Genomic DNA, 24,117 nt, shown 5'->3' with positions numbered 1-24,117 from the left:
CCCGGGTGCAGACGCTGCACCTTCGAGAGAAGGAGTCCTGTGATGGAGTGGCTTGATCCACTGGTTCTATCCCGATGGCAGTTCGGCCTGACGACCATCTACCACTACCTGTTCGTGCCGCTCACGATCGGCATGGCCACGTCGGCCGCCATCTTCCAGACGGCATGGGTGCGATCCGGCAAGATCCACTACCTGCACCTCACCCGCTTCTTCGGGAAGATCTTCCTCATCAACTTCGCGATGGGCGTGGTCACCGGCATCGTGCAGGAGTTCCAGTTCGGCATGAACTGGTCGGACTACTCGCGTTTCGTCGGCGATGTGTTCGGCGCACCGCTGGCATTCGAAGGACTGCTCGCCTTCTTCTTCGAGGCGACCTTCATCGGTCTGTGGATCTTCGGCTGGGACAAGCTCCCGCAGAAGCTGCACCTGGCCACAATCTGGTGCGTCTCGATCGGCAGCATCCTCTCGGCGTACTTCATCATCGCCGCCAACGCGTTCATGCAGAACCCGGTCGGCTATGAGTACAACCCCGTCACGAACCGCGCCGAGCTCGTCGACATCTGGGCGCTGCTGACCAATCCGGTCGCGCTCGCCGCATTCCCGCACACGATCTTCGGGGCGTTCATGTTCGCCGCCGGTGTCATCATCTCGGTCTCGGCGTGGCATCTCATGCGCGGCCAGCACGTCGACACCATGCGCATCTCATTGAAGTTCGGTCTGTGGGGGATGCTGGTCTCCACCGCCGGCGTGGCGCTCACAGGCGACCAGCTGGGACTGGCCATGTACGCCGCGCAGCCGATGAAGATGGCGGCGGCAGAGGCGACCTTCGACACGGTCTGCGGTGCAGACGCGTCGTTCAGCCTGTTCACGCTCGGCACGCCGGACGGCAGCTCGGAGCTGTTCTCGATCCGGGTGCCGTACCTGCTGTCGCTGTTGTCGACGCACACGCTCGACGCGTGCGTGCACGGCATCAATGACCTCAACGCCGAGTACGCCGTGCAGTACGCAGACCTCGGCATCGACAACTTCGCTCCGGTGCTGTGGATCACCTACTGGGCGTTCCGCTGGATGATCGGCCTCGGCATGCTGCACGCGTTCATCGCCCTCGTCGGCCTCTGGGTCACGCGTAAGAATGCTAAGAACCCGCCGGCGAAGTGGATGTGGAAGCTCGCGATCTGGTCGTTCCCGCTCGCCCTGCTCGCGAACATCGTCGGCTGGGTCTTCACCGAGATGGGGCGACAGCCCTGGATCGTGTTCGGGCTGATGAGCACGCGCGACGGTGTCTCGCCCGGCACATCGGGGCTCGAGGTGCTGATCTCGCTGGTCGCGTTCACGGTGATCTACGCCGCGCTCGCCGTGGTCGAGGTCAAGCTGATCATCCGTGCCGCCCAGAAGGGGCCGGACACGACAGAGCACTCCGAAGACGAGACGGCCCCGCTGCCGTCGGTCGTGTACTGAGAGGAAGGCACATCATGGATCTTGCAACGCTTTGGTTCGGCATCATCGCCTTCCTGTTCGTCGGCTACTTCGTGCTCGACGGCTTCGACTTCGGCGTCGGCATGTCGCTGCCGTTCCTCGGCGGCGTCGGTAGGCACCGCGACGACGTGTCACGCAGGCAGATCATCAACACGATCGGCCCGGTCTGGGACCTCAACGAGACCTGGCTGATCGTCGCCGGTGCCTGCTTGTTCGCCTCCTTCCCCGAGTGGTACGCGTCACTGTTCAGCGGCTTCTACCTGCCGCTGCTGCTGATACTGCTCACGCTCATCCTGCGAGGCGTCTCGTTCGAGTACCGGCACCAGCGCGACGACGCCCAGTGGAAGGCGCGCTTCGACCGGATGATCGTGATCGGATCGGCCGTGCCGGCGTTCCTGTGGGGCGTGGCCTTCGCCAATATCGTGCAGGGTGTCGCGCTCGACGAGCGACACGTCTACATCGGCAGCGTGTTCGATCTGTTGAACCCCTACGCGCTGCTGGGCGGCCTCGTGACGCTGCTGCTGTTCTTCACGCACGGCGTCACGTTCGTCGCTCTCAAGACCGACGGTCAGCTGCGTACAGAGGCCAGGCGCTTGGCCTTCCGTGCAGGTCTGATCACCCTGGTCGCCACGGCGGTGTTCCTGGCGTGGACGGTCACCGTGCACTTCTCGATCGCCGTGCTGGTGCTGGCAGCGCTCGCCGCTGTGTCGCTGGTGCTGTCGATCGTGTCGAACCTGCGCGGGCGTGAAGGCTGGGCGTTCGGATTCGGCGCGGCCACTACGCTGTTCGCCGTCGTCACGCTCTTCGCTGCGCTGTTCCCGAACGTGATGCCCTCGACGATCGATGCGGCGTACAGCCTCACGATCGAGAACGCATCGAGCACCGAGTACACGTTGACGATCATGAGCTGGACGGCGCTCGTCGCCCTGCCGCTGGTGCTGCTGTACCAGGGATGGACATACTGGGTGTTCCGCAAGCGCGTCACTCGCGCATCCATCGAGGGGGCGCCGGCACACGCGTGAAACCTGTCGATCCGAGGCTGCTGCGGTATGCCGGCGCCGCGCGAGGCTTCTTCGTGCTCGCGGCGATCATCGGTGTGCTCCAGACCGCTGTCGTCATCGCGTTCGCGTGGTTCTTGACGGATGCCGTCACCGGTGGCCTGACCGGGCGCCCGGTCGTGGCATCCCTCGTCTTGCTGCTCGGGCTCGCGCTGCTGCGGGGCGCGCTGATCGCGGCATCCGATGCCGCAGGCACGGCTGCCGCGACGCGCACCGGCATGCAGCTGCGGTCGGCTCTGATCCGCGCCGTGGGACGGCTCGGGCCAGCGTGGCTTGCCGGGCGCAATCAGGCCTCGCTCGCGGTCACCGCAGGGCACGGGCTGGAGGCGCTGGACATCTACTTCTCGCGGTATCTGCCGCAGCTCGTGCTGACGGTGATCGCGACGCCCGTGATCGTGCTGGTGATGTGGTGGGAGGACTGGCCGAGCGGGCTGACCGCAACGATCACGCTCCCGCTGATCCCGCTGTTCCTCATCCTCATCGGCATCGCCACTCGCGCTGTCCAGCGCAGGCAGTGGAAGACGCTGCAGCATCTGGCCGTGCGCTTCGCCGACACCGTGCAGGGGCTTTCTACCCTGCGGCTGTTCGGACGCGAGCGGCGGGCCGCGACGCAGATCGAGGCCACGGCCGATCAGTACCGCCGCGAGACGATGAAGGTGCTGCGGTTCTCGTTCCTCTCCGGTTTCGCGATGGAGCTGCTCGCTTCGCTCGCCGTCGCCCTCATCGCCGTCGCTGTGGGATTCCGGCTGCTGGCGGGGGAGATGTCGCTGGAGGTCGGGCTGTTCGTGCTGCTGCTCGCACCGGAGGCTTTCCTGCCCATCCGGCAGGTCGGAGTGCAGTTCCACGCCGCGGCCGAGGGCGTCGCGGCGACCGAGGATGTGTTCGAGGTGATGGACGCGGCTTCGGCTCCGCCGCCTTCGGTTCACAACTCCTCATGGATTGAGCTGAACCGGGTGGATTCGGCCGGTTCGGCACGGTTCGAGCCAGATTCTGAGGAGTTGTGGACGGCCGCGCGCCCGAATAATTCCGGAGCTTTTTCGCCGATCCCCGTGATCTCGGCGCCAGAACCCCGATTCGGTACAGAATCTCCGGAGTTGTGCGTGGCTGACCTCCGAGTCCGTGACCTCCCACCGGTCTCTTTCGATGCGAAGCCCGGCACGATCACGCTGATCGAAGGGCCGAGCGGCTCGGGAAAATCCAGCCTGCTGGCGGCGCTGCGCGGTGCGGCCGCGTTCGAGGGCACCGCGACATTCGCCGGCGCCGACGTCCGGGGGCTCGCACCTTCGGAATGGCTCGCCTGGGCTGGCCAGGCGCCGGGACTGATGCAGGGCATGATCGCCTCGAACGTGGCGCTGGGGGATCCGGACCCGGATGCCGACGGCATCCGCAATGCCCTCGACGACGCGTGCGCCGGTGACCTCGATCCCGCTCAGGAGCTCGGTGTGCAGGGGAGCGGGCTGTCCGGCGGGCAGGCGCAGCGCGTCGCGGTCGCTCGGGCGCTGTACCGGCATGCCGCCGACCTCACGCGTGTGCTCATGCTCGACGAACCCTCGAGTGCACTGGACGCCGACACCGAGTCTCGGCTGTGGGCAGCGCTGCGAGCGCGGGCGGATGCGGGCGCCACGATCCTGCTCGTCTCGCATCGCCGCACCGCGCGGGAGATCGCGGATCACGTCATCGCTTTGGGCGAGTACGCATGACGACCGTTCAGAGCATCCTCCGCCTCGCCCAGCCGCCTGCTCGGCGCTTCCTCCCCGGGCTGATCTGGGGTGTGCTGTCGGCCGGCGCCGCGGTCTCACTGCTCGCGGTCAGCGGCTGGCTGATCGTCAGCGCCTCGATCGTGGACTCGCTCGTGCCGCTGTCGGTCGCGGTGGTCGGCGTGCGGTTCTTCGCGGTGTCGCGTGCGGTGTTCCGCTACCTGGAGCGGCTCTCGGGGCACGATGCGGCGCTGCGCCAACTCGCCACGACTCGCTCCGACATGGTGCGCAGGCTCGTGCCGCTCTCGCCCGCCGGACTCGGGAAGACCGACCGCGGGCAGGTGCTGTCGGCGCTCGTCGACGACGTCGAGAACCTGCAGAATCTCCCGCTGCGCGTGGTGCAGCCGCTCGCCGTGACGGGGATCGTCGCCATCGGGGCAGTGGGCTTCGTCGCCTTCGTGTCGCCGCCTGCCGCGCTCACACTTGCGGCATGCCTGCTGGCGGCAGCGCTGGTCGCGGTCGGGCTCGGCTGGGTGTTCGGGTCGCGGGTCGAACAGCGCATCTCGTCGCTGCGGGCCGAGCTCTCAGCATCCCTCGTCGATTACTTCGGCAGCCTCGACGTTCTGCTCGCCTACGGCGCCGAGCCGCAGGCGCGTGAGCGGATCGAGCGTGCAGATGGCGCTCTTCGACGAGCGGTCACCCGCGCGTCACTGGCGCAGGCGGTCGCGGCCGGGGTCGTTTCGGTGCTCGCCGGGGTGGCGTCTGTGTGTGCGCTCGCTGTCGCAGCGCCGGGCCTGGAGTCCGGCGCGATCGGCGGACCGTGGCTCGCGGTCGTCGTATTGGTGCCGATGGTCGTGTTCGAGGTGTTCGGTGCGGTGCCGATCGCGGCGTCGTCGTGGCGCAGCGTTCGGGCGAGTGCCGAGCGTATCGTCGATGTGCTGCCCGCATCTGTACCGGATGAGTTGCGAACGGATGCCGGTGCCGACGACGCCCCCAGCGGCACGGCCTTGCATCTGCGCGACGTCCGCGCCACGTGGCCCGGTGGGGTGCCCGCGCTTCGCGGCGTCTCACTCGATGTCGAGCCAGGGGAGCGGGTGCTGGTATCGGGTCCGAGCGGAGCAGGCAAGAGCTCGCTCGCGTCGGTGCTGGTGGGCTTTCTGCGTTGCGACGGCGAGTACAGGATCGGCGGGGTGGATGCTGCTTCCCTCAGCGGCCCGGCGCTGCGAAGGACGATCGGTCTCTGCGAGCAGAGCCCGCAATTGTTCGACGAGGACATCCGTCAGAATCTGCTGTTCGCCCGTGACACCGCGAGCGACGAGGAGCTGCTCGCTGTACTGGATCGAGTCGGCCTAGCCGACTGGGTGCGGGAGCGCGGCGGGCTGGATGCGCGCGTCGGCGACCGTGGGGCACTGGTGTCGGGCGGGCAGGCCCAACGGATCGCGCTCGCCAGGGCGCTGCTCCGCGGATTCCCTGTTCTCGTGCTGGACGAGCCGACCGCCGGGGTGGATCCGGAGGCGTCCGATGCGCTGCTGCGCGATCTGCTGGGCGCGGCGGGGGAGCAGTCCGTGCTGCTCATCTCGCACGTCGATCCGCCGGAAGGCACCGTCGACCGGGTCGTGCGGATCGAAGGCGGTCGAACCGTCTGAGCGGCTCAGCTGTACAGGTCGGCGGGCGGTTCCATCACGATGCCCTGCGCCTCGAACGACTTGCGGCGTTCCTCGATGCGGCGGTGCATCTCGACCTGCGCATCGTCGACGATCTGCGGGTCGAGTGCGACGGATCGCGGATGCTGATCGCCATTGTTCGCTTCGATGTAGGCGTCGAGTTCCGGACCTGACGTCCATGATGTGATGAGCGCGTAGCGAGGAGCAGGCCCGCGGTGCCAGACGGCGTGCCAGAAGCGCTGGGTGTCGACGATGATCCGGCTTCCGGCAGGCAGCGGAAGCCGCACCTCGGTAGCGGGGTCGAAGCGGTCCTCACGCAGGATGAGGAGCGAGTCCGGGTCGTCGGTGAGGTTGAACCAGGCGCGGACGACCCAGCCATCACCGTCCTCGTTCATGCGGTTGTTGTCGTCCTGGTGCAGGTTGTAGATCGCATCGGCGTACGTGTTGGGCTGCAGCTCGATGACGCGGCAACGTCCGACGTTGGCGCCGGGCTCCTGCGCGCGGCGGGCGAGGTTCGGAGCCTTCTCGACCTGTGACGGGATCCACACGCCGTCCTTATCGGTGCGCGGGGGCGTGTGGTTCCAGAAGCCGTTGCACTCGATCTCTCCGGCATAGCTGGCGAGAGGTGCGAAGCGGGTGATGCCGGAAGAGCGCCACCCGACGTACTCGAGGTCCAGCCACTCCGCTGGATCGCCAGCTTGGTCATATCGGTCGAGGACGACGTAACCCGTGTCCTGCAGGGCCGAGGACGTGATGAAGCTCATGTGGTGAACCTTTCCGGGCCGGCGTCTCCGTCCGCTCGTAAGGCCATCCTAACCAGCAGGCGGCGGAGGCGCAGGATGCCGCGACCGACGCCACCCGGCGGATAACCTGGAGGCATGACCCAGCCGCAGGGCGCCCTTCTCGTGGGCAGTGTGAACTATGACGATGCCGCGACCACGATGCGCACGGCGGCGGCGCTGCTGGGGGATCGACTCAGGCGCATTCCTGACGGCGAGGTCGGCAAGAGGTTCCACTGGATCATGTTCCAGCCCGAGGTGCTGGGCAGGGCTGACGGCATCGAGCGGATCGGCGATGAGCCGATCCCCTTCAAGGCCGGGATGGATGCGCGTCCGCTGCGCATCGCCGACGGTGTCGATGCGAAAGGCATCGTGCTGCCGCCGCTCGGTTACGCGGATGCCGCGATCGAGTCGTACACCGTGTTCAGGCGGTTGCGCGACGAAGGGGCAGTGCCCGTCGGCATCCGTTTCCAGGTGTCGCTGCCGACGCCGGTCGCGATCATTTCGTCGTTCTTCTCCGGCGATGACCGTGCGGCGTTCGAGCCGGTCTACGCGACGGCGATGCTGCGCGAACTGGACGAGATACTGGCGGCCGTGCCGCATGAAGACCTCGCTGTGCAGTGGGATGTGGCCAGCGAGATGGGCATCATCGAGCATGCCGCCGGGTATGGCAAGGTGATGGATGCGTGGTGGGCAGGTGATCCTTTCGACGGGGTCGTCTCGCGCCTGGCGTCGCTCGTAGACGCCGTGCCGGCAGGCGTTGAAGTCGGCGTGCACCTCTGCTACGGCGACGCAGGCGAGAAGCACTTCTTCGAGCCGACGGATGCCGGAACCCTCGTCCGCTACGCGAACGCGGTGATCGCGGCATCCGCTCGTGAGCTGAGCTGGCTGCATCTGCCGGTGCCCATCGCGCGCGATGATGTGGAGTACTTCGTGCCGCTCGCCTCGCTGGCACCGGTCGCGGAGTTGTACCTGGGGCTCGTGCACCGGGAAGACGGCGCCGAGGGTGCGCAGCGGCGGATCGCCGCGGCATCCGCTGTCGTCCCCGTGTTCGGCGTCGCGACCGAGTGCGGCATCGGGCGCGCGCCGGAGGGGACCACCGAGGGGATTCTGCGCACGCATGCGGAGGTCGCCGCGGCGTGGTGAGGGCCTTTCGCGCTCGAGACTTGGTTTGCCGCACGAGACTTGTGTTGGCACGGCCTGTCTCGCGCGGTAAACCCTGTCTCGCTCTCTGAACGCGCCGATTCGCGCGTCGGCAATGCGCCGATTCGCGCGAGGCGCCGGGGTCGCGTAAACTCTTCCGCGGTGACGTGTCCGAGCGGCCGAAGGTGCAACACTCGAAATGTTGTGTAGGTTCACCCCTACCGTGGGTTCAAATCCCACCGTCACCGCCATGGAAACCCCCGAGAAATCGGGGGTTTCTTCGTATCCGGGACCAGGCGTGGCGCAGAGTGCGACCTCAGCGCTGGTCGAGCACCCGTTCACGCACCTCGCGGCGGAGCACCTTGCCGATGAGCGACCGAGGCAGGTCGTCGACGACCACGATGCGTCGAGGCACTTTGTACGGGGTGAGCCGGGTGCGACAGAAATCCCGCAGCGCATCCGCTTCGAGAGCGGCGCCGTCTCGGAGCACCACGGCCGCGGCGACCTCCTCGCCCCCACTTGATCTCGGGAGACCCACGACGGCAGCAGCGACGACGTCGGGATGTGCCTCCAATGCGTTCTCCACCTCGCTGGGCGACACGTTGAACCCGCCGGTGATGATGAGCTCCTTGAGGCGGTCGACGATCGTCACAAACCCATCTGCCGAGACTTCGGCGATATCCCCGGTTCTGAGCCAGCCGTCCGAGAGCAGGGCATCGGCGGTGTCGCCCGGCCGACCCCAATACCCCTGGAAGACCTGCGGGCCGCGGATGAGGAGTTCGCCTCGCTCGCCGGCCGGCATGTCGACGGCAGGGTCTCCCGGGTCCACGACACGGATCTCGGTACTCGGGAACGGCACGCCGACGGTCCCCGGGCGTCGGGTTCTTCCCATCGGATTGCCGAGCGCCACCGGTGAGCTCTCGGTCATTCCGTAGCCCTCGACGAGAAGACCCCCGGTCGCCTCCTCCCAACGCTGCACCGTGGCAACCGGAAGGCTCATCGCTCCGGATATCGCGAACCGGACGGTCGACAGATCGATGGTCCCGCGGGAAGCCGCACGGGCGAGTGCGTCGTAGATCGGCGGCACGGCCGGGAGGAACGTGGGCGGGTCCGAGCGCGTCGCCTCCGTGACCAGGCCCAGGTCGAAAGCCGGGAAGAGAACGAGCTTCGCCCCGATGCTCATCGCGAAGGTCAGGCAGAGCGTCATGCCGTAGGCATGGAACAACGGCAGCACCGCGTAGAACGTCTCTTCGCCATCGACGAGTCCGGGTACCCACGCCCGCCCCTGCATCGCGTTGGCGCGCAGGTTCGAATGCGTGAGGATCGCGCCCTTCGGGGTGCCAGTGGTGCCGCTCGTGTACTGCAGCAGCGCAGTGTCGTCCAGCGTCGGTCCGGCCGTGCGCCGCGAGAGCCGCCGGTGAGCGACCAGATTCTTCCAGGCGACGAGGCGCCGCGCTTTCGGGGTGCTGGTCAACTTCGCTCTGGACGCACGCGCCTTCGGCACCGGCAGTCGTAGCGCCAGCCGCTTCGACAACGGCATCGCCGCTGTCAGGTCGACGCTCACGATGTGCTCGACGTTGAGGTCCGCGGGAAAGCCGGCGACCATGTCGACAGCCTTGTCCCACACGATCGCGACGCGCGCACCGTGGTCCTCGAACTGGTGCCTCAGCTCACGCGGTGTGTAGAGCGGATTGTGTTCGACCACGATCGCACCGAGGCGAAGCGCCGCGTAGAAAGCCACGACATGCTGCGGACAGTTGGGCAGCACCAGAGCGACACGGTCACCCTTGCCGACCCCGAGCTGCCGCAGCCCCTCCGCCGCGCGCTCGATCTGCTCTCCGAGCTCCCGGTACGTCGTGACAGCACCGAAGAACACGAGCGCCGGACGCCTCCCGAACGACTTCACGCTCGCCACTATCATCTCAGGCAGAGTCTGCGTCGGCTCCCCGATCTCTGCAGGGACGCCTTCCGCATAGGAGGCGAGCCATGGCCGGGATTCGTAAGGACGGGCGGTCATGGTTCCATCCTGCCTGGAACCCCGCCTGCTGTCAGCCGCCGGCGATCGCCTCAGCCTTATTCGCCGACGGCACTCTGCCCCCAGAAGGAGTCTTCGCTCGCAGCATCCTCAGAGAACAGATGCACCTCGACGATCTTCCCGTCGCGGACGGTGAGCAGATCGACTCCGGCCATGTCCATCGCAGCATCCACTCGTGTTCCTGAGAAGCGAACGGGCACGGCGACCATCTCGCCATTCACCATCGCCGAGCCGGTGACGACAAGAGCGAAGGTGCCCTCGCTGGCCTCCGCCATGCCGCCGAGAAGAGCGCCGACTCCTTTGTGCCCCTCGTGCACGCCGGAGAATCGGTTCGATCCGGGCTGATGCCACACGACGTCGTCGCTGAACTGCGCCATGACCGTGGCGAAGTCGCCGCGTCCGAGAGCGTCGAAGTAGGTGGCGGCGACGGTTGCGGGGGTCGGATCGGTCATGATGTCTCCTTCATTCTGGGCGGTCATACCGCAATGATTACATTTGGTAACCTGTTACCTCAACGTAACTATGAGGAGAGATCCTGATGTCCGATCCGGTGTGGAACGTCATGTTGACCAGCTGCCCTTCGCGCACCTCTTTGGCCAGGGTCGCGAACAAATGGACCGCCATGATCGTGATCGCGCTGAGCGATGGTCCGGCGCGGTTCGGTGCCATCCGCGAACGAGCGGGTGGCATCAGCGCCAAGGTGCTCGCCGACACCCTTCGAGACCTCGAGCGCGACGGACTGCTGACGCGAACCGCGTACGACGAGATGCCTCCTCGGGTCGAGTACGAACTCACACCACTCGGCCTCACTCTTCGCGAGCCGCTCACCGCACTGGGGCGGTGGGCCGAGCACCACATCGAGGAAGTGCTCGTCGCCCGTGATGCCTATGATCAGCGCTCTGTCGGCTGAGCGCCGTCCCGCAGTTCGAGCGCGGTCCGGCGTCGGCGACCGAGCCGACGATGGAGTCGATGCAGGAGTTCGACCCGGCCGAGCTTGCCGACGTCATGGCAGCAGTCGACGAGTTCAACACGGCGCTCAAAGACTCCGGTGCTTTCGTCTTCGGCGGCGGACTGTACCCGCCTTCGACTGCGAAGACCGTCGACGTCTCCTCTGGCCAGACGCAGGTGCTCGACGAGCCGTTCGTGGAAGCAGCCTCATACGTCGGCGGTTTCTGGGTGATCGAGGCCGCCGACGCCGATGCGGCAGTCGAATGGGCGACCAAGGCGTCGACCGCGCTGCAGTGCCGCATCGAGATCCGCGCGCTGCAGGAGGAGCCGGAGGAGGAATCGGAGGCGTAGCCCTACCGCGGCAGCGCCAGCGCGGTCAATTCGGCCCTCGTGCTGGCTCCGACCTTCCGCAGCAGGTTCGAGACGTGGAACTTCACCGTGTTGGCGCTGATCCCGAGCTGAGCGGCGATCGCCTGGTTGCGTTCTCCGGCGGTGACGAGGCGCAGCACATCGTGCTCGCGCACGGTCAGCAACGCACCGGTGGCGAGCGGTTTGGTGTCGGAGCGAGGATCCAACGGGAGTCGCACATCCACGGACGAGCCCCAGCCGGGCGTGGCATCCACGCTCAGCACGCCGTCGATGGATGTGACCCGCTCGGCGATCGGACGCAACGACTCATCGTGCACGCTCAGGGTGCCGAGGCCGTCGTCACGGATGCTGACCAGAAGGTTCAGCCCGTCGCAGTCCCACTGCACGCGAACGCGGTTCACCTCGCCTCCGTCGACCAGCCCGAGGATGGTGTTGCGGACGATCGCCCGTGCGGCGTGGGCGACCTCGCTGGGCAGTGCCCGCCCGGTGGCCGGCGGCTCGATGAACTGGATCTCCAGCGAGCCGAACCGTTCCAGCGGACGGAGGTCGCTTCGAAGGCGGGCGAATGCGCCGACGACCGGTTCGAGGATCGAACTGCGCTGTTCGTCGGCCTCGGTCCTCAGTCGCACCAACGCCGACGCGGCCGTGTCGATCGCGGACGATCTGGCCGAGCGGTCATCCAACCGCGGCGAGCGCAGGATCGCCAGAAGGGATTCGAGCTCCAGTGCATGGCGGTCGGCCTGATCCGCGACTGTGCGATCCAGATCGACGAGCAGTCTGCGTGTTCCTGGGGAAGCATCTTCGCTGTCCATGACGCCAACCTACCCGAGCGTTCCCCACCCGTCTGGGCGGGGAACGCTCGGATTATGTTCAGAAGGAACCGATTAGAGCGCTGCCGCGCCCGCTTCGGCGACCGAGTGGTCCTGCTCGCCGGAGCCGCCGCTGACGCCCACCGCGCCCACGACCTCGCCGTCGCGTTGCAGCGGGATGCCGCCGGCGAAGATCGCGACCTTGCCGCCGTTCGTGTTCTGGATGCCGAAGAACTGCTGTGTCGGCTGCGAGTTGTCGCCGAGATCCTTCGTCGAGATGTCGAAAGCCTTCGACGTCCAGGCCTTGTTGATCGAGATGTTGACGCTGCCGATCCAGGCGCCGTCCTGTCGCACGTGCGCGACGAGATTGCCGCCGGAATCGACGACCGCGATGTTCATGGGCTGGCCGATCTCCGTAGCCTTCTTCTCCGCGGCGGCGATGACGCGACGGGCATCTTCGAGGTTGACACTGGTCATGATCTACTCCTTCTGTTTCTGCCCGGCCCCTGCCGGGACTTGGTCAGGTCTCAGGAAGCGATGTATCCGTTGGGATTGAGGACGTACTTCGTCGCCGCACCCGCATCGAACTCGGCGTAGCCCTGTGGCGCCTCATCCAGAGTGATCGCCTTGGCGTTGACCGCGGAGGCGATGTGCGCCTTGTCGTGCAGGATCGCCATCATGAGCTGCCGGTTGTAGCGCATGACGGGGCACTGCCCGGTGGTGAAGGACAGCGACTTCGCCCATCCGGTGCCGAGACTGATCGAGAGCGAGCCAACTTTGGCAGCCTCATCGATCGCACCTGGATCTCCCGTGACGTAGAGGCCGGGGATGCCGATACCACCGCCCGCGGCGGTCACATCCATGAGCGAGTTGAGCACGGTCGCCGGAGCCTCCTTCGCCTTCGCGCCATGGCCCTCGCTGCGCGCCTCGAACCCGACGGCGTCGACCGCAGCATCCACCTCCGGCACACCCAAGAGCTGATCGAGCTGATCGGGCACTGAGCCCTCGCCGACATTGATGGTCTCGCAGCCGAAACTGCGCGCCTGCGCGAGGCGCTCCTCGTTCATGTCACCGACGACCACGACCGCGGCACCGAGAAGCTGCGCACCGACGGCTGCCGCGAGACCCACTGGTCCTGCACCCGCGATGTACACCGTGGAACCGACACCGACTCCTGCCGTGACGGCGCCATGGAAGCCGGTGGGGAAGATGTCGGAGAGCATCGTCAGATCGAGGATCTTCTCGAGCGCCTGGTCGCGGTCGGGGAACTTCAGCAGGTTCCAGTCTGCGTAGGGCACGAGCACGTACTCCGCCTGGCCGCCGACCCACCCACCCATGTCGACGTAGCCGTAGGCGCTGCCCGGACGGTCGGGATTCACGTTCAGGCAGATGCCGGTCTTGCCCTCCTTGCAGTTGCGACAGCGTCCGCACGAGATGTTGAACGGCACCGAGACGATGTCGCCGACCTTGATGAACTCGACATCCGGGCCGACCTCGATCACCTCGCCGGTGATCTCATGACCCAGCACGAGTCCCTCGGGAGCCGTCGTGCGCCCGCGCACCATATGCTGATCCGACCCGCAGATGTTGGTCGCGACGGTCCGGAGGATGACGCCGTGCGGGATCTTGCGACCGACGTTCGCGGGATTCACTCCCGGTCCGTCGTGAAGCTCGAAGTCGGGGTAATCGGTCTCGATCACCTTCACGACGCCGGGACCTTCGTAGGCGACCGCTCTGTTTCCAGACATCTTCGTCCTTCCTCTCATGCGGGAGATCTCCGCACGTCCAGACTGTCCCAGCAGCGGCGAGTGCGATACCTACTCTCGAACCGTTTGCGCCTACCCATTCGGGCAGGTTCAGGCCCGTTCAGGCAGGTTCCGACCCGTCTGCCTTCCACTCCGCGATCGTCACGCGAGTGCGGGCGACGGCATCCTCGACCGTCATGCCCTGCGCGACGGCGAGGCCGACGAGGTACGTCGTCAACGGGCCGGCAGGCCGCACGACGCCGTGTGCGGCGTCACGTGTGAGATCCAGCAGCAGGGCGATCGGATGCTCGTCAGTGCCGAGTCCGAGCGACTCGGCGAGGGCTGCGACCCAGGCATCGAGGTCTTGTGGAGCATCAGGCATGGTCGTCCTTTCGACTGCTTCGATAGTCCTCGATGGCCGCCCAGGTATCAAGATCGACAGCCGTTCCGGCGTCGTCGACGGTGTGCAGCCGTAGGCTCTCGAAGAGCTTCCGCATCGAGAGTCCGGCGGGTTCCGGATGCTGTGCCACAGCGCCCCTCAACGCCGAGACGCGGTAGCGGCCGGCGAGCCACTGCACCCGTCCTTCGGCATCCATCGCGACGACGCCGTCGGCATCGGCGGGGATCGGCGCTTCCGCGAGCTGTGCGACGAGTTCCTTCGCGCGGGGGAGATCACATGCGAGCAGCCACGTCTCGGTCGCCTCCGACCCCTCAAGTGCCGCGAGACCCGCGGCGACCGCCGCAGCGGGTCCCGCGAAGGGCGGATCCTCACGCGCGACACGAATGCCGGAGCGTGCGATGCCGTCCGGCCCGACCGAGATGATGGGCGCGCACCCGCGCACCGCGGCATAGACGTGGTCGATCAGCGGGATGCCGTCGACCTCCAGTGTCGCCTTGTCCACCCCGCCCAATCGTGCGGACCGGCCACCGGCGAGCACGAGCGCCGCGGTAGGCGCGGTCATGACAGGACCATCACCGTCACGGGGTCCCCCGCTTCCACACGTTCTGTCTCAGCGGGGATGAGCGCGAACGACGTGGCGGCGGCGAGCGAGTTCACCAAGTGGGAGCCGCTCGCGCCGCGAGTCGCGGGCCGGACGGTCTCGTCATCGAACACCGCGGGCACGATCTGGACTCGCCCCTTGGGGCTGGCCCACGCAGCCCCGGCCGCACGTACAACGCGAGGCCGGTCGACGTCGGCGAACCCGGCCATCCGCCGCATCGCGGGGCGGACGAACATCTCGAAAGAGGCGGCGACGCTCACGGGATTCCCCGGAAGACAGAATGCGATCAGCCCCGAATCGAGCACACCGAAGCCCTGAGGTTTGCCCGGTTGCATCGCGACCTGATCGAAGCGCACGCCGCGCTCTCCGCCGAGCACCGCCTTGACGACATCGAAGGCGCCGACACTCGCCCCTCCGGAGAGGATGACGGCGTCGGCATCCACGTCGTCCAGCGCACGCCGAAGGGCGGAGGGGTCATCCGCGACGATGCGGATGCTCGTGACCAGGGCGCCCGCGTCGCGCGCCGCCGCATTCAGCAGCACGGAGTTCGACTCCGGGATCTGCCCTCGCAGGGGGGTACCGGACGGGGCGATGAGTTCGCTGCCCGTCGAGATGATCGCGACGCGTGCGGCGGGATGCACGGTGACCTGCTCGAATCCCGCTGAGGCGATGGCGGAGAGCTGCCATGCGCCCAGCGTCGTTCCGGATGCGACGGCCAGTGCGCCCGCCGGAGCGTCCTCCCCGCGGCGGCGAATGTGCGCGCCGGGCTCCGGCGCGACGAGCACGGTGATCTGCTCTGGTGCCGCGGCGCGGATTGCGGTGCCCAGATCCGTGTGTTCCAGTGGCACGACAGCATCCGCGTCCGAAGGAATGGCAGCACCCGTCATGATGCGCGCGGCTTCGCCCCGCCCGAGCCCGGGATCCTCCGCCGAACCGGCTGCCACATCGGCGACGATCTTCAGCGTGGTGCCTGCTGCGGCATCCGCCGCTCGGACGGCGTAACCGTCCATCGCCGAGTTGTCGAAGAGCGGTGTGGGCCAGCGGCTGATCACATCGGCCGCGAGCACCCGGCCTCGTGCCTCGGTGAGGAAGCTCTCCACTGCAGGAAGGCGGCCGGCCGCGCGGAGGATGCGCGCGCGGTGCTCGTCGATCGTGATCATCGGAACCCACGCTAGCCGTCCACGCGTCTCGCGCGGGGGTACGCTCGGAGGCATGGGCCGGATCACGACACGGCGGTCGGTGGTGAGGATCGCACTGGACGACGGTGTGAATCGTCGCGCCGACACGCTTGCCGTCGAAGAGCCTCTCGAGATCCGCGTCGGCGGAACCCCGTTGGCCGTGACGATGCGCACGCCCGGGGCTGATGTAGAGCTCGCCGCCGGCTTCCTCGTCTCAGAAGGCGTGATCGGCTCAGGTGAGGAGTTCCATTCCGCGATCCACTGCGGTGGACCCGGCACCGGCGGTGTGGAGAACACCTACAACGTCTTGGACATCACGCTCGCTCCCGGTGTGGCGCCGCCCGCGCCGGACGTCGCGCGGGCCTTCTACACGACCAGTTCCTGCGGCGTATGCGGAAAAGCCAGCATCGACGCGGTGGAGACCGTGTCCCGGTACGACGTCGCAGGCGATGACATGATCGTCGACGCCGCCGACCTCGTCACTTATCCCGTCCGTTTGCGTGAGAAGCAGGATGTCTTCGAGAAGACCGGCGGACTGCATGCGGCGGCGCTCTTCGACGCCGTCACCGGGGAACTGCTCGTGCTGCGTGAAGACGTCGGCCGGCACAACGCCGTCGACAAGGTGGTCGGCTGGGCGCTGCTGAACGACCGGCTGCCGCTGCGCGCAGCCGTGCTGCAGGTGTCGGGTCGGGCGAGCTTCGAGCTCGTGCAGAAGGCCGTGATGGCGGGCATACCTGTTCTCGCTGCGGTCTCCGCGCCCTCATCGCTCGCGGCCGAACTCGCCGAGAAGTCGGGTCTGACCCTGGTTGGATTCCTCCGGGGGAGGAGCATGAACGTGTACTCGCATCCTCACCGTGTGCGAGTGGAGCAGGCGGCATCCGAAGATGTGCTCGTGACGGAAGGTGCAGGACATGACCAGTCTCGATGATGACCCGAAACGCGGCACGACGCTCGGTTTGATGTCTGCAGAGCCCAGGCAGGGCGGATACGGCCCCGTGACCACTCGGCCATGGTCGCAGCAGGACTACGAGCACCCCGCCGCGGGCTGGGGCGCGGCACTGTCGGTCGGCGAGGTGCTGCTGGAATCGAAGCGGCCGGTGAGCGGCGCGCTGGCGATGTTCACCATGAACCACCCCATCAAGGGCTTCGACTGCCCAGGATGCGCCTGGCCGGACGATCAGAAGGGGCTGAAGCTCGACATCTGCGAGAACGGCATGAAGCATGTCACGTGGGAGATGACGCACAAGCGCGTCGGCAGCGGCTTCTTCTCGCAGCACACCGTCACCGAGCTCTCGCAGTGGACCGACCACGAGCTCGAGAACGCCGGCCGACTGACCGAGCCGATGGTCTATGACCGCGAGACCGATCGCTACGCCCCGATCAGCTGGGACGATGCCTTCGCCCTCATCGGCGAAGAGCTGCGGGCGCTGGACAGCCCGGATGAGGCGACGTTCTACACATCCGGACGGCTGAGCAACGAAGCATCCTTCCTCTATCAGTTGATGATCCGTGAGTACGGCACGAACAACATGCCGGACTGCTCGAACATGTGCCACGAAGCATCCGGCCGCGCGCTGACCGCGTCGATCGGCTCCGGCAAGGGCACCACCACGGTCGAGGACTGGGAGCAGACGGACGCGCTGTTCCTCCTCGGCGTGAACGCCGCCTCGAACGCGCCCCGCATGCTGACCGCGCTGTCGGATGCCGTGAAGAACGGCGCGCAGGTCGTGCATGTCAATCCGTTGATCGAAGCCGCATCCACGCGCACGACGGTGCCGCACGACTTCGTCGACATGGCGCTCTTCAAGACCCACGAGACTGGCACCCTCGACCTGCAGGTGCGCATCGGCGGCGACATGGCGCTGATGCGCGGCATCGCGAAGGTCGTCTTCGAAGCGGCCGAGACCGACCCGAGCGCGCTCGACGCCGAATTCATCGAGCGGCACACGCAAGGCATCGAGGAGTATCGCGCCGTCGTCGAGGCGACACCGTGGTCTGAACTCGAGCAGCAGTCCGGCCTCACCGAGGCGCAGATCAGGGCGGCGGGCGCGATCTACCTGAAGGCGAACAAGACGATCATCAGCTGGTGCCTCGGCGTGAGCCAGCAGGAACATGCGGTCGACATGGTCCGCGAGTTCGTGAACGTGCTGCTTCTCCGGGGCAACATCGGCCGGCCAGGAGCCGGTCCAGCGCCGGTACGAGGGCACAGCAACGTGCAGGGCAACCGCACCTGCGGCATCAACCACCACGCCCCGGCAGCGTTGCTGGACCGGCTCGACGCAGTGTGCGGGATCACCTCGCCGCGCGAGCCGGGACTGGACACCGTCGCCAGCATCCACCGCATGCATGAGGGGGCGGTGAAGGTCTTCGTGAGCCTCGGTGGCAACTTCGTGATGGCGGCGCCCGACACGACATACACCGCAGAGGCGCTGAGCCAGTGCGCGCTCACCGTCCAGGTCAGCACGAAACTCAACCGCAGCCACCTCGTGCACGGCGAGAAGGCCCTCATCCTCCCGTGCCTCGGCCGCACCGAGCGCGACGAGCAGGCAGCCGGGCTCCAGGGCCAGACCGTCGAGGACGCCATGAGCATGGTCCACCTGTCGGTCGGCAAGAAGAAGCCCGCATCCGAGCACCTGCTCTCCGAGCCCGACATCATCGCGCGGATGGCGCGAGCGACCATGCCTGAAAGTGCGACGCCGTGGGAATCGTACGTCGACGATTACGGGCGCATCCGAGACGTGATGGCACAGGTGCTGCCGGGATTCGAGGGGTTCAACGAGCTCGTCACGCACCCGAACGGCTTCCGCATCCCTCAGCCCGCGCGCGAGCGCGACTTCCGCACGGCGTCAGGCAGGGCGGACTTCTCGACCCCGGCCCTGCACGATGTGCGGCCGGCAGCCGAAGACATGCTGGTGCTGCAGACCATGCGCTCGCACGATCAGTGGAACACCACGATCTACTCAGCCAACGACCGGTACCGCGGGGTCAAGAACCTGCGCGAGCTCATCTTCCTCAACGAAGCCGACATGCGCGATCGCGGTATCGAACAGGGTGACCTCGTCGACATCGTGTCGACGTCGAAGGACGGTTCGCGGCGCGAACTGCGCGAGTACCGGGCGGTGGCGTACGACACGCCTCGAGGAAGCGCCGCCGGTTACATGCCCGAGATGAACGTCCTGGTCGGCAACGCCGACTACAGCGCGCAGAGCGATCAGCCGCTGATGAAGAGCATCCACGTGCGCGTCATGCGCTCCTCTGCGCGGCCGGTCAGTCCCCGCCCTCGTTCTCGCCGCGGATGAGCCGCTGGATCTGTTCCTCCGGCAGCGGCTGAATGGATCCCGACGACATCTCGATGTCCGGATCCGCCGGCGATCCGCCGATCGTGCACACGGATTCCCCGTCGTACCCATTGGTCTGCGCAGGCACGAGCACCAGCCATTCCGGCGACACCGCGCGCTGCTCGATGCGCGCACCTGCGGGGTCGAATACGACATCGGAGTCATACGCGGACGTGGTCACGTCGATGCAGATCTGCACCAGCTCGCTCTCGGTGAACGCCGGGGGAGTCTCGGGCTGCTCCGGCGAACCGGTCGGCGACTCGGAAGCAGGTGGCGGAGAGGCGGGCGCGGATGTCGAGGTCTGCTCGGAGCTGGGCGTCGGCTTCGGTTCCGACGCCTCCGGCGCGCACCCGCTGAGGGTCATCGCCGCGAGAAGCATGAACGCGACGGCAAGAAGAGGGGCCTTCAGTGCTGACGTCATGGTCTCATCGTAGAGAGCGCGCGAAGACACTGGCGTCTCAAGCCGTCGCGTCACTCGAGCTGGAGATACCCGCTCCATCCGGAGCCGATGAGGATCCGGCTCTTGAGCCGTCCCGTCCCGTCACCCGGATACAGGTAGAGCTCGCCCGAAGCGGTGCGCGCGATCAGGTCCGCCTTCTTGTCCCCGTTGTAATCGACGCCCCCGGTGAGCGCAGTCATCGCACCCCAGCCGCTGCCGACCGCGACCCTGGTGCCGAAGCGGCCGCCGAGTCCTGGATAGAAGTAGAGTGTGCCGTCATTCGCGACAGCCATGATGTCACCGAGCCGATCGCCGTTGAACTCACCGCCGACCATGTATCGGATGGTGTTCCACCCGCTCCCGACCAACGTGTGCGGACCGGGAAGGGCACCGGTGCCGTTGCCGCGATAGATCGTGAGAGAGCCGGTCGCCGAGGCGCCGAGCACATCCTGGTGCCCGTCTCCCGAGAAGTCGGCGCCTGACGTCACGTGCAGCATCCCGTACCAGCCGGACCCGGGTGTGCCGTACGCCCCGAACCCACCGGTGGCATTGCCCGCGTAGTACTCGAGCACGCCGTCGCTGCGGGCGACGAGCATGTCGGCTCTGCCGTCGCCGTTGAGGTCTGTATGGGTGAGGTGTCGGTGGATCCCCCACGCGCTCGTGATGACCGACCCCTTGGCGAACCCGCCGGCGCCATTGCCGGCAAGGAAATGAAGATCGCTGTCTCCGGCGACGCCGAGCAGATCGGCCTTGCCGTCGCCGTTGTAATCGGCCGTCATCACCGGCGAGCTCGCAACGGTGCCGAGCCCGGGGAAGACCAGCGGGATCCGACCGCCGCGCGCGACGGTGCTCAGGCAGACGAAACCGTCGTTGATCGCGGAGAACACGGTTCCGTTCCGCCACACCTCGAAGTGCAGATGCGCGCCCGTCGAGTTGCCTGTACTGCCGACGATACCGATCTGCTGGCCGCGCACGACACTCGCGCCCGGAGCGACAGACCCCTGCGCAACCATGTGGGCGTAGCGGGTGACGTAGCCGGCCGCATGCTGGATGTCGACGTAGTAGCCGTAGCCGTTGCTCCACGCGCGCGTCTTGATGACGCCGTCGTAGGCGGCCAGGATCGGCGTGCCGCCTTGGCCCGAGATGTCGATGCCGTCATGTTTGCGGTAATCCGAGCGGCATCCGTCGCCCACCTTGGACTGGATGGTGCCCGACGCCGGATACACCATCTGGCCGTCCGTCGCCGCCGAAGCAGGTCCCGACGACGCGAGCGAGGGTGCGATCGTCCCGATGAGCACGGCCGCCGCGGTCAGCATCGCGACACGCGCCAGACGCCATCGTGACGTTCGCTTCATCTTGAGTTTCTCTCCCGTTCGCCCGGACCCAGGGACGCAGTGTCCATCGCCGTCACAGTATCAGCGCGTGCGGTCTCGGCAGCGCTTCGACAGACCGTGTGCCGGAGCCTGTTCCGATACGTTAGGTCCATGCCTCAGCCCATCCGGACGTTCGGGCGCATCATCGCTCGGCACTGGCCCGCGCTGATCGCGTGGTACCTCGGGGGAGAGGCAGTGCATCAGCTGCTGCTGCAGCTCGCCGGTTTCGTCGGCGGACACACGACGCTCGGGGGCCTCCTGCTGCTGCCGCTCGCCGTCGCGGCCAAGCTCGTGGCGTATGTCGCGATGTACCTCACCGTCCGGCGGTCGCTGCCGCACGTGGCCAGGCCCGAGGCGGACGGGCACCGGGAGTTCGCGGCGGCGATCCTTGTATCGATCCTGCCGTTCTTCGCCTTCTACTCGGCATGGGGGATGCTGAACACCGACCTGTACGAGTTCTTCAACATCGCCACCTCCATAGCGATCTACGATGCGAATTTCGACGCCGAGCAACTCGGCGATCGCGGCGGTCTCGTGTCCGTCGGCGTGCTCCCCATCGCCGTGCTGGTGATCGCGCTCGCCGCCCGCCTCGTGTTCTCGAAGTACAGCTTCCGCCTCCCGTCCTGGACACTTGCGCTCGCCGCATACGCGGAGGTGCTGTGGACCTTCATGCTCTTCACCCTCGTCGTGCAATGGTGGGGAGGGACCAGGCAATGGCTCGATGGCACGGTTGGAATGGGCTGGCTGCAGGGTATCGGCGACTGGTTCGCGCTCCACATCGCTCCGATCGCGGTGCTGTGGGAAGGGATGCTGTGGCTCGTCGGAGTGCTCGCCGCCGTGCTGCTCGTACCTGCAGCCTGGCTGGCCGTGGCCGGTATCATCTACGGCACGACGTTCAGCTCGGCGCCGGCGCCCGTCGAACGGGGCCTCGCGGCCCTGCGCGGGACCGCCGCGACGCTGTCGCGAACGCTGCTCCAGCGATTCGAGAGTCTGTGGGCGGCCGTCGCCGTCGTGTGGAGAGGCGGGCCGGTGATCTTCGGCGCCGCTGTACTCGCTTACGCGCTCTGGGCGTTCGCGGAACGACTCGGAACCCAGGGCCTGCTGCGGTTGGTCGGAGGACACGAGACGTGGTTCTGGTCGGCGTTCCTCCCGCTGTTCACCGTCGCGGTCGCCGCCATCGCCGAGCCATTGCGCGTCGCGATCGTCGCCACCGTGTACGACACGGTCATCGCGCGTCCGGAGGCGGGACTCGACTCTCGGGAGACGGTCCAGAGCGCGGATGCCGGCGGGTCACTTCTCGACGGTGAAGCGGGTCACCTCGCCGAGCTCGCCGGGAATGTCGAAGTGGAAGGGGCCGACGGCATCCTCCGGAACGAGGAAGACCGCAAGGATCTCGTAGGCGAATGATTCGTCGCGGCACGATGCCTCGCCCGCATCGTACGGCACGTCCACCGCGGATCTGGCATCCAGCCACACCCGATCGCCGTGCGCTTCGGCGAGGGTGAAATCGCGGCACCAGGTCGCCTCGTCGCCGCCGCCTGCGTTCAGTCGCACGCTGACCGTGCGCATTCCATCCGGGGCTTCGAACTCGTCCCAGCGTGCCGACCGAAACGACATCGTCTGCCCGGCGACCTGGACGTTCTCGCCCTCAGCGACGTTGGTGATGGTCTGCGCCTGCGTCTGGAGTGAGGGAATGACATCCAGCCACACGTGCACGCCGACGGCGGTGACCGCGACGACCGCGAGCGCCGTCAGCGCCACGCGCTGCCGTCTCCACCACGTCACGATGACCTCAACGCCGGGGCTTCGAGGTCGATGTTCCGCGTCCTGGGCAACTCATCGAGCGAGATCGGCAGTACGACGACATCGTCGAGCACCGGAGTGGCGAACGACGTGGTCAGGCGCAACTCGCCTGCGCCGGTCTTCACATCCGGCGGGAGCTCGAAGGCCAGCATCCCCACGGTGTCGATCCCGACGCGGAGCTCGGCCTCGGTGAGCGAGTTGCCTGGACGCTCGCTGGACTGGAAGACGCGGTCGCCGATCACGAGCGTCGCGAGTTGGATGCGGGCGTCGACCTCCGTCGTCGGGGCGGATGCTGCGACGGTGACGACGAGCCAGTTGCCGGCGCCATGCCAGTCAGCGTCGGAGACCGTCACCCGGTCGGTGAATGACGCGTCGAGGGCCATCGCGGTCAGCGTGCGCGAAGTCACCGGCTGCCCTTCGCCCATGCCCTGGATCAGGAACGGTGCGCGATACACCTCATCGCCCGGGATGTTGACGCTGATGACGCCGGCGGACAGAGCGAGTGCCGCGCCGAGCAACCAGGGGAGCGCGCGTCTCATCCGCCGGACTCCGCGTCCACGGTGATCCTGGCGGCGAGGTCTCCGCGTCGCCAGTTGATATGGTCGGCCGAGATGAGGATCTGACCGCGCGATTCCACGGCGTCATACACGTCGAGTCCGACGATGCCGTCGACGAAGGCGTCCTCCGGTGCTGTCCAGGCCAGCGTGACCTCGCTGGGCACTCCAGGTTGCAGGAAGACGGTACCGGCAGAGCCGTCGCTGCGCCATGCCTGGGCGCTGTCCGCCGGCGTCACGCCGGTGAGGTTGAGGAGCGGATCGTTGAACCCGACGAGGTTCGCTTCGACTTTGTCCGCAGCCCTTCCGACGCCGATCGGCCGGTCGGTGAGGTTCTCCAGCCGCACGGTGACGATCACCAGCGTCTCCCCCTGGTCGGCACTCACGGACTTCTCTTCCACCTCGTCGGCGAGCTCCACATCGAGCACGGTGACGGCGTAGAGCGGCATCCGCACTTCATCGCCGGCCGTGAGCTGTACGGGTGTCGCCTCACTCCTGCCCAGCCCGCCCAACGCTATCGCCGTCGCGAGCGCGGCCGCGATGGTGGCTCCGGCCACCCATGTCGGAGCAGCTCGTCGGCTGAAGGCGGCTCGAGAGGTGCGGCGGGCGACGCTGCGCGCGCTGCCGGCCACGTCCGCCACCCTGATCACGAAGTCAGCCTACCCAGTGGTGCGCTGCCCACGACATGGTTTAGTTGACATCGCACCA

The 24,117-nt window shown here is 67.2% G+C and carries 24 protein-coding genes and 1 tRNA gene; 11 read left to right on the top strand and 14 right to left on the bottom strand.

Translation table 11 applies throughout. The features are described from left to right. Positions 1–42: 42 nt before the first annotated feature. Genes HDC95_RS06405 through cydC form a run of 4 tightly spaced genes read left to right on the top strand, consistent with a single transcriptional unit; the run spans position 43 to position 5,877 of the window. Entirely contained in the window at positions 43–1,458 is a 1,416-nt protein-coding gene (locus tag HDC95_RS06405) for a cytochrome ubiquinol oxidase subunit I (protein WP_259062463.1), read from the top strand. Between the two features lie 14 nt (positions 1,459–1,472). Continuing rightward, complete coding sequence (cydB, locus tag HDC95_RS06400; RefSeq protein WP_259062461.1) at positions 1,473–2,498, top strand: cytochrome d ubiquinol oxidase subunit II; 1,026 nt, start codon at positions 1,473–1,475, stop codon at positions 2,496–2,498. After that, positions 2,495–4,234, top strand: a complete 1,740-nt coding sequence (cydD, locus tag HDC95_RS06395) for a thiol reductant ABC exporter subunit CydD (protein ID WP_259062460.1) — start codon at positions 2,495–2,497, stop codon at positions 4,232–4,234. Before cydB ends, cydD begins: the two co-directional genes overlap by 4 nt. Continuing rightward, on the top strand, positions 4,231–5,877 hold the full coding sequence (gene cydC, locus HDC95_RS06390; RefSeq protein WP_259062459.1) for a thiol reductant ABC exporter subunit CydC: 1,647 nt from the start codon (positions 4,231–4,233) through the stop codon (positions 5,875–5,877). Before cydD ends, cydC begins: the two co-directional genes overlap by 4 nt. Before the next feature lie 5 nt (positions 5,878–5,882). On the opposite strand, the gene HDC95_RS06385 is transcribed toward cydC, so the two are convergent. Further along, the gene (locus tag HDC95_RS06385; RefSeq protein WP_259062458.1) at positions 5,883–6,659 is read right to left on the bottom strand and encodes a hypothetical protein; all 777 of its coding nucleotides are present in this window, start codon (positions 6,657–6,659) and stop codon (positions 5,883–5,885) included. Positions 6,660–6,773: 114 nt separating this feature from the next. On the opposite strand from HDC95_RS06385, the gene HDC95_RS06380 reads away from it, so the two are divergent. Together HDC95_RS06380 and HDC95_RS06375 are read left to right on the top strand one after the other, a co-directional pair. Then, positions 6,774–7,820 (top strand): hypothetical protein, encoded by a 1,047-nt coding sequence (locus tag HDC95_RS06380; protein WP_259062457.1) that lies wholly within the window; start codon positions 6,774–6,776, stop codon positions 7,818–7,820. A gap of 158 nt (positions 7,821–7,978) precedes the next feature. Continuing rightward, positions 7,979–8,068: transfer RNA gene (locus HDC95_RS06375), tRNA-Ser, on the top strand. A gap of 65 nt (positions 8,069–8,133) precedes the next feature. On the opposite strand, the gene HDC95_RS06370 is transcribed toward HDC95_RS06375, so the two are convergent. Beyond that, entirely contained in the window at positions 8,134–9,834 is a 1,701-nt protein-coding gene (locus tag HDC95_RS06370) for a long-chain-fatty-acid--CoA ligase (protein WP_259062456.1), read from the bottom strand. Between the two features lie 56 nt (positions 9,835–9,890). Then, entirely contained in the window at positions 9,891–10,304 is a 414-nt protein-coding gene (locus HDC95_RS06365) for a nuclear transport factor 2 family protein (RefSeq protein ID WP_259062455.1), read from the bottom strand. An 86-nt stretch (positions 10,305–10,390) separates the two neighbouring features. Between HDC95_RS06365 and HDC95_RS06360 the strand changes: the two genes are divergently transcribed. After that, complete coding sequence (locus HDC95_RS06360) at positions 10,391–10,762, top strand: helix-turn-helix domain-containing protein (protein ID WP_259062454.1); 372 nt, start codon at positions 10,391–10,393, stop codon at positions 10,760–10,762. Between the two features lie 59 nt (positions 10,763–10,821). Continuing rightward, positions 10,822–11,151: a YciI family protein gene (locus HDC95_RS06355; RefSeq protein ID WP_259062453.1), complete on the top strand. Its 330-nt coding sequence runs from the start codon at positions 10,822–10,824 to the stop codon at positions 11,149–11,151. A 2-nt stretch (positions 11,152–11,153) separates the two neighbouring features. Here HDC95_RS06355 and HDC95_RS06350 read toward each other — a convergent pair whose 3' ends face one another. The 6 genes from HDC95_RS06350 to glp all read right to left on the bottom strand — a co-directional run bounded on the left by HDC95_RS06350 (position 11,154) and on the right by glp (position 15,884). Then, the gene (locus HDC95_RS06350) at positions 11,154–11,981 is read right to left on the bottom strand and encodes a LuxR C-terminal-related transcriptional regulator (RefSeq protein WP_259062452.1); all 828 of its coding nucleotides are present in this window, start codon (positions 11,979–11,981) and stop codon (positions 11,154–11,156) included. Between the two features lie 72 nt (positions 11,982–12,053). Continuing rightward, positions 12,054–12,455, bottom strand: coding sequence for a heme-binding protein (locus tag HDC95_RS06345; RefSeq protein ID WP_259062451.1), 402 nt, complete (start codon positions 12,453–12,455; stop codon positions 12,054–12,056). A 50-nt stretch (positions 12,456–12,505) separates the two neighbouring features. Then, positions 12,506–13,726, bottom strand: a complete 1,221-nt coding sequence (fdhA, locus tag HDC95_RS06340) for a formaldehyde dehydrogenase, glutathione-independent (RefSeq protein ID WP_259062449.1) — start codon at positions 13,724–13,726, stop codon at positions 12,506–12,508. A 118-nt stretch (positions 13,727–13,844) separates the two neighbouring features. Continuing rightward, complete coding sequence (locus tag HDC95_RS06335) at positions 13,845–14,105, bottom strand: DUF6457 domain-containing protein (protein WP_259062448.1); 261 nt, start codon at positions 14,103–14,105, stop codon at positions 13,845–13,847. Beyond that, complete coding sequence (locus tag HDC95_RS06330) at positions 14,098–14,685, bottom strand: molybdenum cofactor guanylyltransferase (protein WP_259062447.1); 588 nt, start codon at positions 14,683–14,685, stop codon at positions 14,098–14,100. Before HDC95_RS06330 ends, HDC95_RS06335 begins: the two co-directional genes overlap by 8 nt. Next, complete coding sequence (gene glp, locus HDC95_RS06325; RefSeq protein WP_259062446.1) at positions 14,682–15,884, bottom strand: gephyrin-like molybdotransferase Glp; 1,203 nt, start codon at positions 15,882–15,884, stop codon at positions 14,682–14,684. The genes HDC95_RS06330 and glp overlap by 4 nt, the downstream gene beginning before the upstream one ends. A 52-nt stretch (positions 15,885–15,936) precedes the next feature. Here glp and fdhD point away from each other — a divergent pair, with 52 nt between their 5' ends. After that, on the top strand, positions 15,937–16,830 hold the full coding sequence (gene fdhD / locus HDC95_RS06320; protein WP_259062445.1) for a formate dehydrogenase accessory sulfurtransferase FdhD: 894 nt from the start codon (positions 15,937–15,939) through the stop codon (positions 16,828–16,830). Continuing rightward, entirely contained in the window at positions 16,814–19,201 is a 2,388-nt protein-coding gene (locus HDC95_RS06315; RefSeq protein ID WP_259062444.1) for an FdhF/YdeP family oxidoreductase, read from the top strand. Before fdhD ends, HDC95_RS06315 begins: the two co-directional genes overlap by 17 nt. Here HDC95_RS06315 and HDC95_RS06310 read toward each other — a convergent pair. Both HDC95_RS06310 and HDC95_RS06305 read right to left on the bottom strand, forming a co-directional pair. Next, positions 19,170–19,661, bottom strand: a complete 492-nt coding sequence (locus HDC95_RS06310; RefSeq protein ID WP_259062443.1) for a hypothetical protein — start codon at positions 19,659–19,661, stop codon at positions 19,170–19,172. The genes HDC95_RS06315 and HDC95_RS06310 overlap by 32 nt on opposite strands. 50 nt (positions 19,662–19,711) lie before the next feature. Then, entirely contained in the window at positions 19,712–21,034 is a 1,323-nt protein-coding gene (locus tag HDC95_RS06305; protein ID WP_259062442.1) for a VCBS repeat domain-containing M23 family metallopeptidase, read from the bottom strand. A 129-nt stretch (positions 21,035–21,163) separates the two neighbouring features. Here HDC95_RS06305 and HDC95_RS06300 point away from each other — a divergent pair, with 129 nt between their 5' ends. Further along, the gene (locus tag HDC95_RS06300; protein WP_259062441.1) at positions 21,164–22,459 is read left to right on the top strand and encodes a hypothetical protein; all 1,296 of its coding nucleotides are present in this window, start codon (positions 21,164–21,166) and stop codon (positions 22,457–22,459) included. Here the strand turns inward: HDC95_RS06300 and HDC95_RS06295 are convergent. From HDC95_RS06295 to HDC95_RS06285, 3 genes are read right to left on the bottom strand one after another with little or no spacing between them, the layout of a single operon-like run. Beyond that, positions 22,343–22,837 (bottom strand): hypothetical protein, encoded by a 495-nt coding sequence (locus tag HDC95_RS06295; RefSeq protein ID WP_259062440.1) that lies wholly within the window; start codon positions 22,835–22,837, stop codon positions 22,343–22,345. The two genes, HDC95_RS06300 and HDC95_RS06295, sit on opposite strands and share 117 nt — an antisense overlap. After that, positions 22,834–23,394: a hypothetical protein gene (locus HDC95_RS06290; protein WP_259062439.1), complete on the bottom strand. Its 561-nt coding sequence runs from the start codon at positions 23,392–23,394 to the stop codon at positions 22,834–22,836. Before HDC95_RS06290 ends, HDC95_RS06295 begins: the two co-directional genes overlap by 4 nt. Beyond that, positions 23,391–24,059, bottom strand: coding sequence for a DUF4352 domain-containing protein (locus HDC95_RS06285; RefSeq protein WP_259062438.1), 669 nt, complete (start codon positions 24,057–24,059; stop codon positions 23,391–23,393). The genes HDC95_RS06290 and HDC95_RS06285 overlap by 4 nt, the downstream gene beginning before the upstream one ends. Positions 24,060–24,117: the final 58 nt, after the last annotated feature.

This window comes from Microbacterium sp. AK031, from assembly GCF_024807145.1.
GTDB lineage: Bacteria > Actinomycetota > Actinomycetes > Actinomycetales > Microbacteriaceae > Microbacterium.
The sequence above is the reverse complement of the archived record's forward strand: the minus strand, read 5'-3'. Positions and strand labels throughout refer to the sequence as shown.

What these genes read in the sequence shown, in the direction of transcription:
- HDC95_RS06405 (WP_259062463.1), top strand. Translation starts at nt 43, where the DNA reads ATGGAGTGGCTTGATCCACTGGTTCTATCCCGATGGCAGTTCGGCCTG.
- cydB (WP_259062461.1), top strand. Translation starts at nt 1,473, where the DNA reads ATGGATCTTGCAACGCTTTGGTTCGGCATCATCGCCTTCCTGTTCGTC.
- cydC (WP_259062459.1), top strand. Translation starts at nt 4,231, where the DNA reads ATGACGACCGTTCAGAGCATCCTCCGCCTCGCCCAGCCGCCTGCTCGG.
- HDC95_RS06385 (WP_259062458.1), bottom strand. Translation starts at nt 6,659, where the DNA reads ATGAGCTTCATCACGTCCTCGGCCCTGCAGGACACGGGTTACGTCGTC.
- HDC95_RS06380 (WP_259062457.1), top strand. Translation starts at nt 6,774, where the DNA reads ATGACCCAGCCGCAGGGCGCCCTTCTCGTGGGCAGTGTGAACTATGAC.
- HDC95_RS06370 (WP_259062456.1), bottom strand. Translation starts at nt 9,834, where the DNA reads ATGACCGCCCGTCCTTACGAATCCCGGCCATGGCTCGCCTCCTATGCG.
- HDC95_RS06365 (WP_259062455.1), bottom strand. Translation starts at nt 10,304, where the DNA reads ATGACCGATCCGACCCCCGCAACCGTCGCCGCCACCTACTTCGACGCT.
- HDC95_RS06360 (WP_259062454.1), top strand. Translation starts at nt 10,391, where the DNA reads ATGTCCGATCCGGTGTGGAACGTCATGTTGACCAGCTGCCCTTCGCGC.
- HDC95_RS06355 (WP_259062453.1), top strand. Translation starts at nt 10,822, where the DNA reads ATGCAGGAGTTCGACCCGGCCGAGCTTGCCGACGTCATGGCAGCAGTC.
- HDC95_RS06350 (WP_259062452.1), bottom strand. Translation starts at nt 11,981, where the DNA reads ATGGACAGCGAAGATGCTTCCCCAGGAACACGCAGACTGCTCGTCGAT.
- HDC95_RS06345 (WP_259062451.1), bottom strand. Translation starts at nt 12,455, where the DNA reads ATGACCAGTGTCAACCTCGAAGATGCCCGTCGCGTCATCGCCGCCGCG.
- fdhA (WP_259062449.1), bottom strand. Translation starts at nt 13,726, where the DNA reads ATGTCTGGAAACAGAGCGGTCGCCTACGAAGGTCCCGGCGTCGTGAAG.
- HDC95_RS06335 (WP_259062448.1), bottom strand. Translation starts at nt 14,105, where the DNA reads ATGCCTGATGCTCCACAAGACCTCGATGCCTGGGTCGCAGCCCTCGCC.
- HDC95_RS06330 (WP_259062447.1), bottom strand. Translation starts at nt 14,685, where the DNA reads ATGACCGCGCCTACCGCGGCGCTCGTGCTCGCCGGTGGCCGGTCCGCA.
- glp (WP_259062446.1), bottom strand. Translation starts at nt 15,884, where the DNA reads ATGATCACGATCGACGAGCACCGCGCGCGCATCCTCCGCGCGGCCGGC.
- fdhD (WP_259062445.1), top strand. Translation starts at nt 15,937, where the DNA reads ATGGGCCGGATCACGACACGGCGGTCGGTGGTGAGGATCGCACTGGAC.
- HDC95_RS06315 (WP_259062444.1), top strand. Translation starts at nt 16,814, where the DNA reads ATGACCAGTCTCGATGATGACCCGAAACGCGGCACGACGCTCGGTTTG.
- HDC95_RS06310 (WP_259062443.1), bottom strand. Translation starts at nt 19,661, where the DNA reads ATGACGTCAGCACTGAAGGCCCCTCTTCTTGCCGTCGCGTTCATGCTT.
- HDC95_RS06305 (WP_259062442.1), bottom strand. Translation starts at nt 21,034, where the DNA reads ATGAAGCGAACGTCACGATGGCGTCTGGCGCGTGTCGCGATGCTGACC.
- HDC95_RS06300 (WP_259062441.1), top strand. Translation starts at nt 21,164, where the DNA reads ATGCCTCAGCCCATCCGGACGTTCGGGCGCATCATCGCTCGGCACTGG.
- HDC95_RS06290 (WP_259062439.1), bottom strand. Translation starts at nt 23,394, where the DNA reads ATGAGACGCGCGCTCCCCTGGTTGCTCGGCGCGGCACTCGCTCTGTCC.